Origin of the sequence: Escherichia sp. MOD1-EC7003 (assembly GCF_002965065.1) — a bacterium.
Classification (GTDB): Bacteria; Pseudomonadota; Gammaproteobacteria; order Enterobacterales; family Enterobacteriaceae; genus Escherichia.
Genome location: NZ_PTRE01000194.1, coordinates 1 through 9,175, shown reverse-complemented (window position 1 = coordinate 9,175; position 9,175 = coordinate 1). Strand labels below are relative to the sequence as shown.

The following is a 9,175-nucleotide window of genomic DNA, read 5'->3' as shown; positions in this document are numbered from 1 at the left end:
TGGTAAATAATTTGAAGTCGATCAGTAGCCGCCGTGTGCGCATCCTGAATACGAATTTACGCAAGGTGAGTGATAGCGGGGTGCTCTGGTCACGCTCCTATTTCGCCTGTAGTGCTGGCGGCGCAACAATCGAAACACTGAAAGCGTATGTGGAATCGCAGAAAACACCTGATTAGCTCCCCTTATATCTCCGCCCGATTGGGCGAGGGTTTACGGGGCATTTGCTAATCAGCCTTAGTAGCCAGTCCTTCCCTCTGTTTATGTCAAATAAATGTAACCATTAAGTTTCAAAATATGACATCTCTTTAAAATCCAGCATTTTTTGCTTCCCGAAGCTGGAACTTTCCTTATACTCGACCTTGCAAACACTTTGTTACATCCTGAAAGATGCGTCGACAGAACGCCCCAGGGATGTGCGACAACACAATGAAAGGATCGAAAAATGACTACGCAACGTTCACCGGGGCTATTCCGGCGTCTGGCTCATGGCAGCCTGGTAAAACAAATCCTGGTCGGCCTTATTCTGGGGATTCTTCTGGCATGGTTCTCAAAACCGGCGGCAGAAGCTGTCGGTCTGTTAGGCACTTTGTTCGTTAGCGCCCTGAAAGCCGTAGCACCGATTCTGGTGCTGATGCTGGTAATGGCTTCCATCGCTAACCACCAGCACGGGCAGAAAACCAATATCCGCCCTATTCTGTTCCTCTATCTGCTGGGCACCTTCTCTGCTGCTCTGGCCGCAGTCGTCTTCAGCTTCGCCTTCCCTTCTACCCTGCATTTGTCCAGTAGCGCGGGCGATATTTCACCGCCGTCTGGTATTGTGGAAGTGATGCGAGGGCTGGTAATGAGCATGGTTTCAAACCCCATCGACGCGCTGTTGAAAGGTAACTACATCGGGATCCTGGTGTGGGCAATTGGCCTCGGTTTCGCACTGCGTCACAGTAACGAAACCACCAAAAACCTAGTCAACGATATGTCGAATGCCGTCACCTTTATGGTGAAACTGGTGATTCGCTTCGCACCAATCGGTATTTTTGGGCTGGTTTCTTCAACGCTGGCAACCACCGGTTTCTCCACGCTGTGGGGCTACGCGCAACTGCTGGTCGTGCTGGTTGGCTGTATGCTGCTGGTAGCACTGGTGGTTAACCCACTGCTGGTATGGTGGAAAATTCGTCGTAACCCGTTCCCGCTGGTGCTGCTGTGCCTGCGCGAAAGCGGCGTGTACGCCTTCTTCACTCGTAGCTCCGCAGCGAACATTCCGGTGAATATGGCGCTGTGTGAAAAGCTGAATCTGGATCGCGATACCTATTCCGTTTCTATCCCGCTGGGGGCCACCATCAATATGGCTGGCGCAGCAATCACCATTACGGTGTTGACGCTGGCTGCGGTTAATACGTTGGGTATTCCGGTCGACCTGCTCACAGCGCTGCTGTTGAGCGTGGTGGCTTCTCTGTGTGCCTGTGGCGCATCCGGCGTGGCGGGGGGGTCTCTGCTGCTAATCCCGCTGGCCTGTAATATGTTCGGTATTTCGAACGATATCGCCATGCAGGTGGTTGCCGTCGGCTTTATCATCGGCGTATTGCAGGACTCCTGCGAAACTGCGCTGAACTCTTCAACTGACGTGCTGTTCACTGCGGCTGCTTGCCAGGCAGAAGACGGTCGTCTGGCAAATAGCGCCCTGCGTAATTAATATTTAACCCCTTTCGTCTACGGTGGAAGGGGTTTTCTCTACTTTAAAAGGATCAATTCCCCTTTTCTGCATCCGCCAGAAACGAATGATATTCAGGCCATTCATTAGCAGAAAACTGCCCTCAATCATCGTGCCACCAATCGACCCCGCCCAGAAGTTGTGGATCACCCAGCAACACGTTGAAAACCACATCACACAGCGCATGGTCAGCCCTTTACAGCGGAACAGCGCCCAGGTACTGACAATCGTGCCAATAACTGGCAATAGTTCAACAGGATGATGGAACTTCGCAAGGCCGATTCCACCAGTCAACACAATAAAAATCGCCATGACCCATAAGCTGCGCGTGCGTAAGGTAATCAGCGTACGAATGGCATTAAGGATGGCACTGGCACCGGCGGGATAGGTGCCCAGAAGAAAAAAATGTACGCCAATAACGGCGCTATAGACCGAAAGCTGCTTTTTAAAGCGACGTTCGTCACGGTTGAAAAATGTTGTGATACCAATCAGAAAGGCGATGACGCCCACGCCCTGGGCCAGCCAATACGCGGTCATGATAAATCCTTAGCAGGTCTGGACAAGCAAACGGCGCTTCGAGTTAGAAACGCCGCTTCAGATTACTGACAAAGTGCATCTCATTTCTTGCCGGATGCGGCGTAAACGCCTTATCCGGCCTACAAGACTGTGATATTGCAAATGGCTCGTAGACCTGATAAGCGAAGCGCATCAGGCAATTGTGCGTTTATCAACAATCTTACACATCGTTTTTTATTAACAACTCATTTCGACTTTATAGCGTTACGCCGCTTTTGAAAATCGCCAGTTCGCGGAAGTCGTTACGCTCGTTACAGGTTTGCTTACCGTTGGCAAACTCAACGATGGTATCGATGAATTCTTCCAGCAACTGTGGCATCGCTTTACCGTGGATCAGCTGACCCGCGTCAAAGTCGATCCAGTGTTTTTTCTTCGCCGCCAGTTCACTGTTGGTGGCGATTTTCACCGTCGGCACAAATCCACCATACGGCGTGCCACGACCGGTACTGAACAGCACCATATGGCAGCCCGCCCCCGCCAGAGCGCTGGTCGCTACGGCATCGTTACCCGGTGCGCTTAACAAGTTCAGCCCCGGCGTTTTCAGACGCTCGCCGTAACGCAGCACGTCAACCACTACACTGGAACCCGCTTTCTGGGTACAACCAAGAGATTTATCTTCCAGCGTGGTGATCCCGCCTGCCTTGTTCCCCGGTGATGGGTTTTCGTAGATCGGCTGGTCATGCGCAATAAAATACTGCTTGAAGTCATTGACCATGGTGACCAGTTTTTCAAACGTTGCTTCATCACGGCAATGGTCCATCAGCAACTGCTCTGCGCCAAACATCTCCGGCACTTCGGTCAGTACGGTAGTACCACCGTTAGCAATCACGTAGTCAGAGAAACGCCCCAACATCGGGTTAGCGGTAATACCGGAAAGACCGTCAGAACCACCGCACTCCAGACCAAACTTCAGTTCGCTGAGTTTGCCTGGCTCGCGTTTGTCGTTGCGCATCACGTTATACAACTGATGCAAATGCTCTATCCCGGCCTCGATCTCATCATCCTGCTGTTGGCAGATCATGAAATGAACACGTTCAGGATCGATATCGCCCAGCGTTTCACGGAATGCGGCAACCTGGTTGTTTTCACAGCCCAGGCCAATCACCAACACTGCGCCCGCGTTCGGGTGGCGCACCATGTTTTGCAGCATGGTGCGGGTATTAATGTGATCGTCACCTAACTGCGAACAGCCGTAGGTGTGGCTGAAGAGGAACACGCCGTCAGTACCTTCGGCGTTATTGGTCTCTTTCAGAAAACGGTTCTGGATCTGTCGTGCGATGCCGTTAACACAGCCCACGGTTGGCAGGATCCACAGCTCGTTACGCACCCCGACATCGCCGTTAGCGCGACGATAGATCTGCACTTCACGATCTGCCGCTTGCGCAGGCAGATCCTGAAAATCAGGTTGATAGCGATACTGATCCAGATCGCTCAGATTCGTGCGCGTATTGTGGGCGTGAACGTGTTCCCCCGCCGCAATATCTGCCAATGCATAACCAATCGGCAGGCCATATTTAATGACGTTGGCCCCTTTTGCGATCTCCGTTAACGCAAATTTATGTCCACGAGCGATATCCTGGCGCAGCGTCACAGTCTGGTTATCGACACTGACTTCTGTGCCTTCAGCCAAATCTGCTAAAGCGACCGCGACGTTATCCAGCGCATGGATCTTGATGTATTGCATATCAACCCCAGACCTTAGTTCAGTTCAATGGCGAAGTAGTCACGCGCATTGTTAAAGCAAATATTTTTCACCATCTCGCCCAGCAGATTGATGTCCGCAGGTGCTTCGCCCGCTTCCACCCAGCGACCGATCATCTGGCACAGAATGCGACGGAAGTATTCGTGGCGGGTGTATGACAGGAAGCTACGGCTGTCAGTCAGCATACCAACAAAGCGGCTCAACAGACCGAGCTGCGCCAGTTGGGTCATCTGACGTTCCATACCGTCTTTCTGGTCGTTAAACCACCAGCCGGAACCGAACTGCATTTTGCCCGGCATACCTTCACCCTGGAAGTTACCGATCATGGTGCCCAGCACTTCGTTATCGCGCGGGTTCAGGCAGTAGAGAATGGTTTTCGGCAACAGATTTTCTTCGTTCTGTTTGCTCAGCAGCTTAGACAACTCTTCTGCCATCGGACGGTCGTTGATGGAGTCAAAGCCAACATCCGGCCCCAGCAGTTTGAACTGACGCAGGTTGTTATTACGCAGCGCGCCAATGTGATACTGCTGTACCCAGCCGCGACGTGCATATTCGGCACCAAGGAACACCAGCACCGCCGTTTTGAACTGTGCCACTTCGTGCTCGCTCAGGGTTTCGCCTGCCAGACGGCGCGCCAGAATGCCGTCCAGTTCCGCTTCGTTCGCTTCGGCAAACATCACCACGTCCAGCGCGTGGTCAGACACTTTACAGCCGTGAGCCGCGAAGTGATCCAGACGTTTGGTCAGGGCAGTTTGCAGGTCTGCAAAGCGGCGAATGTCGGTATCGGAAACTTCGCCCAGCTTCGTCATGTAGTCGTTAAAGGTCGCCTGTTCGATGTTGAAGGCTTTATCCGGACGCCAGCTCGGCAGCACTTTAATGGTGAAAGAGCCGTCTTTGGCGATCTCAGCGTGATGCTCCAGAGAATCGATCGGGTCATCGGTGGTGCCGACCATTTTCACGTTCATCTGCTGCATGATGCCACGCGCGGAGAAGTTATCCTGCGCCAGCAGTTCGTTACATTCGTTCCAGATTTCGTCAGCGGTTGACGGGGAAAGCAATTTGCCGGTGATACCAAACGGACGGCGCAGTTCGAGGTGCGTCCAGTGGTATAACGGGTTGCCGATAGTATGTGGAACGGTTGCCGCCCAGGCGTCAAATTTTTCACGATCGGACGCATCACCGGTGCACAGACGCTCAGCCACACCGTTGGTACGCATAGCGCGCCATTTGTAGTGATCGCCTTTCAGCCAGATGTCATACAGGTTTTTAAAACGATAGTCTTCCGCAATTTGCTGCGGCGGCAAATGGCAATGGTAATCGAAAATCGGCTGGTCTTTTGCGTAGTCGTGATACAGACGGCGGGCAAATTCGGTATCTAACAGGAAATCTTCAGTCATAAACGGAGTCATTTTCGTCTTCCTCTCAACGAGTGAGTCAGGTTGCTTATGGGTGCGATGCTGACAAAGTTATCACACCAATTTCCAGAGTCAGAAGATATTTTCGTGAGTTAGATCAATAAACGTAGTTAAAAAAATTACTCTCAATGTGGTAAATCTCGCTGCAGGCCGCGCCAGTACTGGCCTCGCTGTCATCAGGTAATGTCCCTACAGATATTCGCACATTTGTGATGGCTCTCACCTTTTAAAGTTGTATGACAAGTTATCTTTCTGCCGTCGTAAATCATAAGTCGACGGAATGTAAATTGCCGATTCATTCACTTACTAGATGAATCGGGTTAGTCGGTACGGAAGCCGAATTAGCACGAAACGTTCATGGCAACGTTCGGGGCGTGCCGGTTTTTTTTCGGTTACCCGGTCGTAACTAACATCTTCAGCCTCTGGCGGGATGATGGCCGCGCTTCCTGCGGATATAACAAAACGATGAGGTTTTACATGCGTAAAATTAAAGGGTTACGTTGGTATATGATCGCACTGGTGACGCTCGGCACCGTGCTTGGTTACCTGACGCGTAACACTGTGGCGGCAGCTGCGCCAACTCTGATGGAAGAGTTAAACATCTCCACCCAACAGTATTCCTATATCATCGCAGCCTATTCTGCTGCTTATACGGTCATGCAACCGGTAGCGGGTTACGTACTGGATGTGCTGGGTACGAAAATCGGTTACGCAATGTTTGCTGTACTGTGGGCTGTGTTCTGTGGCGCAACCGCGCTGGCAGGTAGCTGGGGAGGCCTGGCAGTTGCTCGTGGTGCGGTAGGTGCTGCGGAAGCGGCGATGATCCCGGCGGGTCTGAAAGCCAGTTCCGAATGGTTCCCGGCAAAAGAGCGTTCTATCGCAGTCGGTTACTTTAACGTGGGATCTTCCATTGGTGCGATGATTGCGCCGCCGCTGGTGGTATGGGCAATTGTGATGCACAGCTGGCAGATGGCATTCATTCTCTCCGGTGCGCTGAGCTTTATCTGGGCGATGGCATGGCTGATTTTCTATAAACATCCACGCGACCAGAAACATCTGACCGATGAAGAACGTGACTACATTATTAATGGTCAGGAAGCCCAGCACCAGGTTGGCGCGGCGAAGAAAATGTCCGTTGGTCAGATCCTGCGTAACCGTCAGTTCTGGGGTATCGCGCTGCCGCGTTTCCTGGCAGAACCGGCCTGGGGTACTTTTAACGCGTGGATCCCGCTGTTCATGTTTAAAGTTTACGGCTTTAACCTGAAAGAGATCGCGATGTTCGCCTGGATGCCGATGCTGTTTGCGGACCTCGGTTGTATCCTCGGTGGTTACCTACCGCCGCTGTTCCAGCGTTGGTTTGGTGTGAACCTGATCGTTTCCCGTAAGATGGTTGTAACGCTGGGTGCAGTGCTGATGATTGGCCCGGGTATGATTGGTCTGTTCACCAACCCGTATGTTGCGATTATGCTGCTGTGTATCGGTGGTTTTGCTCACCAGGCACTGTCTGGCGCGCTGATTACCCTCTCTTCTGACGTGTTCGGTCGTAACGAAGTGGCAACGGCGAACGGTTTAACCGGGATGTCCGCATGGCTGGCAAGTACGCTGTTTGCGCTGGTTGTAGGTGCCCTGGCTGACACCATCGGCTTCAGCCCGCTGTTCGCGGTACTGGCGGTATTTGACCTGCTGGGTGCGCTGGTTATCTGGACCGTGTTGCAGAATAAACCAGCAATTGAGGTAGCGCAGGAAACACATAAGGATCCCGCAGCGCAACATTAACGCTTAGCGTAAGTTGTAATGACGAAGCCGCCTTTTCAGGCGGCTCATATTGTTGACAACGTGCGCGTTGTTCATGCCGGATGCGGCGTGAACGCCTTATCCGGCCTACAAAAACAGGCAATTTCAACAGATTGCAGAGATTACGTAGGCCTGATAAGCGTAGCGCATCAGGCAATTTTGCGTTTGCCACCATTTTCAGGCAGCTCATATTATTGACAACGTGCGCGTTGTTCATGCCGGATGCGGCGTGAACGCCTTATCCGGCCTACAAAACCATACAATTTCAACAGATTGTAGAGATTACGTAGGCCTGATAAGCGTAGCGCATCAGGCAATTTTGCATTTGTCATCATTTTCTGGCGGCTCATATTATTGACAACGTGCGCGTTGTTCATGCCGGATGCGGCGTGAACGCCTTATCCGGCCTACAAAAACATCAATATCAATAGATTGTAGAGATTACGTAGGCCTGATAAGCGTAGCGCATCAGGCAATTTTGCGTTTGCCATCATTTTCAGGCGGCTCATATTATTGACAACGTGCGCGTTGTTCATGCCGGATGCGGCGTGAACGCCTTATCCGGCCTACAAAAACATCAATATCAATAGATTGTAGAGATTACGTAGGCCTGATAAGCGTAGCGCATCAGGCAATTTTGCATTTGCCATCATTTTCTGGCGGCTCATATTATTGACAACGTGCGCGTTGTTCATGCCGGATGCGGCGTGAACGCCTTATCCGGCCTACAAAAACATCAATTTCAACAGATTGTAGAGATTACGTAGGCCTGATAAGCGTAGCGCATCAGGCAATTTTGCGTTTGCCATCATTTTCAGGCGGCTCATATTGTTGACAACGTGCGCGTTGTTCATGCCGGATGCGGCGTGAACGCCTTATCCGGCCTACAAAAACAGGCAATTTCAACAGATTGTAGAGATTACGTAGGCCTGATAAGCGTAGCGCATCAGGCAATTTTGCATTTGTCACCATTTTCTGGCGGCTCATATTATTGACAACGTGCGCGTTGTTCATGCCGGATGCGGCGTGAACGCCTTATCCGGCCTACAAAAACATCAATTTCAACAGATTGTAGAGATTACGTAGGCCTGATAAGCGTAGCGCATCAGGCAATTTTGCATTTGTCACCATTTTCTGGCGGCTCATATTATTGACAACGTGCGCGTTGTTCATGCCGGATGCGGCGTGAACGCCTTATCCGGCCTACAAAACCATACAATTTCAACAGATTGTAGAGATTACGTAGGCCTGATAAGCGTAGCGCATCAGGCAATTTTGCATTTGTCACCATCTTCAGCCGCCTTTTCAGGCGGCTTCATTATCACCGGAGGCGACGCTGAAGCGTCGGTCCGACCTGAGGTGGATTAATTGATGGTAGGTAAGGACGGGGTAAATATCACTGACAATTTCCCCATATAGTATCCGGCCTGTTTATCCATCACACTGAATTTATCGACCGCCAGGGTTAATGGTGTGGGGACACACATAACAGCATAACGAATGCCTGGTAGTACCACCGGGCGAACATGTTTCAGGTTAATACTGTTCCAGACCATATTTTCATTATTACGTACGTCTATTTGCCCCCCCGTTTCCGGGTTATACATTTTTACCCGATAATCAATACGTTCTGCGTCATCAGTTGTTGTTCCACCCTGGCGATAAATAGAAAAGTAGCCATCTTTGCGTCCTGCAGCCAGACGACCTTCATCTTTGAGCTGGATTTCATAACTGATGGCATTACCATTAAAGCCATCGTACAGACACATATCTAGCATCGTCAGATCTTGTGCATAGTTGCTGCCGTTGACGCTGCCCGTTGGGTGCAAATCCAACTGTACCCGTGGTGTGGCGTGAGCAAATTCAGGGAAGAACACGTCAATATGGTTTGGGTCGAGCGTATTCAGCGTAATATTGGCGATTTGACGTACTCCCCGCCCTAAAGGGCGAGGATTCTTGTTTCGCGGAGCCGAACCTAAGCCG

The 9,175-nt window shown here is 51.3% G+C and carries 8 protein-coding genes; 3 read left to right on the top strand and 5 right to left on the bottom strand.

Features of this window, described 5'->3' with window-relative positions; translation table 11 throughout:
- Both A7090_RS23415 and sstT read left to right on the top strand, forming a co-directional pair.
- The coding region (locus A7090_RS23415) for a transposase (RefSeq protein ID WP_198599560.1) at positions 1–176 on the top strand (176 nt) is incomplete at its 5' end.
- Between the two features lie 266 nt (positions 177–442).
- Complete coding sequence (gene sstT, locus A7090_RS23410; protein ID WP_105275714.1) at positions 443–1,687, top strand: serine/threonine transporter SstT; 1,245 nt, start codon at positions 443–445, stop codon at positions 1,685–1,687.
- A 3-nt stretch (positions 1,688–1,690) separates the two neighbouring features.
- Here sstT and A7090_RS23405 read toward each other — a convergent pair whose 3' ends face one another.
- From A7090_RS23405 to uxaC, 3 genes are all read right to left on the bottom strand, one after another.
- A complete protein-coding gene (locus A7090_RS23405; protein WP_105275713.1) occupies positions 1,691–2,242 on the bottom strand; it encodes a YgjV family protein in 552 nt (183 codons plus the stop codon).
- A gap of 235 nt (positions 2,243–2,477) precedes the next feature.
- On the bottom strand, positions 2,478–3,965 hold the full coding sequence (gene uxaA / locus A7090_RS23400) for an altronate dehydratase (protein ID WP_105275712.1): 1,488 nt from the start codon (positions 3,963–3,965) through the stop codon (positions 2,478–2,480).
- Positions 3,966–3,979: 14 nt separating this feature from the next.
- Positions 3,980–5,392 carry a glucuronate isomerase gene (uxaC, locus tag A7090_RS23395; protein ID WP_105275711.1) on the bottom strand — a complete coding sequence of 471 codons (1,413 nt, stop codon included), beginning with the start codon at positions 5,390–5,392 and terminating at the stop codon, positions 3,980–3,982.
- 483 nt (positions 5,393–5,875) lie between these two features.
- Here uxaC and exuT point away from each other — a divergent pair, with 483 nt between their 5' ends.
- Positions 5,876–7,174, top strand: a complete 1,299-nt coding sequence (exuT, locus tag A7090_RS23390; protein WP_105275715.1) for a hexuronate transporter ExuT — start codon at positions 5,876–5,878, stop codon at positions 7,172–7,174.
- An 804-nt stretch (positions 7,175–7,978) separates the two neighbouring features.
- Here exuT and A7090_RS26065 read toward each other — a convergent pair.
- Together A7090_RS26065 and A7090_RS23385 are read right to left on the bottom strand one after the other, a co-directional pair.
- Positions 7,979–8,206: a hypothetical protein gene (locus A7090_RS26065; RefSeq protein ID WP_157941497.1), complete on the bottom strand. Its 228-nt coding sequence runs from the start codon at positions 8,204–8,206 to the stop codon at positions 7,979–7,981.
- Positions 8,207–8,556: 350 nt separating this feature from the next.
- The coding region (locus A7090_RS23385; RefSeq protein WP_274541186.1) for a CfaE/CblD family pilus tip adhesin at positions 8,557–9,175 on the bottom strand (619 nt) is incomplete at its 5' end.

Coding starts and splice junctions, on each gene's coding strand:
- sstT (WP_105275714.1), top strand. CDS start 443: ATGACTACGCAACGTTCACCGGGGCTATTCCGGCGTCTGGCTCATGGC.
- uxaA (WP_105275712.1), bottom strand. CDS start 3,965: ATGCAATACATCAAGATCCATGCGCTGGATAACGTCGCGGTCGCTTTA.
- A7090_RS26065 (WP_157941497.1), bottom strand. CDS start 8,206: ATGAACAACGCGCACGTTGTCAATAATATGAGCCGCCAGAAAATGGTG.
- A7090_RS23405 (WP_105275713.1), bottom strand. CDS start 2,242: ATGACCGCGTATTGGCTGGCCCAGGGCGTGGGCGTCATCGCCTTTCTG.
- uxaC (WP_105275711.1), bottom strand. CDS start 5,392: ATGACTCCGTTTATGACTGAAGATTTCCTGTTAGATACCGAATTTGCC.
- exuT (WP_105275715.1), top strand. CDS start 5,876: ATGCGTAAAATTAAAGGGTTACGTTGGTATATGATCGCACTGGTGACG.